This window comes from Actinosynnema sp. NPDC023658, assembly GCF_040639995.1.
Taxonomy (GTDB): domain Bacteria; phylum Actinomycetota; class Actinomycetes; order Mycobacteriales; family Pseudonocardiaceae; genus Actinosynnema.
Genome location: NZ_JBFAAX010000549.1, coordinates 1 through 492 on the forward strand (window position 1 = coordinate 1; position 492 = coordinate 492).

Below are 492 nucleotides of genomic sequence, written 5' to 3' on the forward strand. Positions count from 1 at the left end.
GCCCCGCGTGCTCGGCGGACAGCGCGGCGATCTCCGCCCGGACGTTCGGCCGGTGCCTGGCGACGTCCAGCGTCACCAGCGCCGTGGCGGCCTCGCGCATCGCGGACGCCAGGCCGTGCTCGGCCTCCCCGATCGGCACGTGCTCGGCGGCGGGTGCGCTGGGCAGGTCGAACACCGTCCACCGCAGCACGCCGTCGGCCACCAGCTTCGGCACCAGGCCCACGCCGACGTCGGGCAGCACGGCGGCCTGACCGGCGCGCAACGCGGACTTGGCGAGCGGGCCGTTGCCGCCCAGGCCGCGGACGTCGCCGGGCACGGGCACCACCAACCGGGCCGCGGTCGCGGACGAGCGGCGCAGGGACGCCAGGAGCAGGGCGGGACCGACCGGGGCCTCTTCGGGGCCGGGCAGGTCCAGCGCGGTCGCGGTGCCGTCGTCGTCGGCCACCACTTCGTGCAGCTCGGCCCAGAACCCGAGGGCGTCCAGGACGTCGA

At 77.6% G+C, this 492-nt stretch carries 1 pseudogene; it reads right to left on the bottom strand.

Annotated features, from left to right (window positions below):
- Positions 1–492 (bottom strand): annotated as a pseudogene (locus AB0G02_RS30895) (hypothetical protein); the annotation flags it as partial.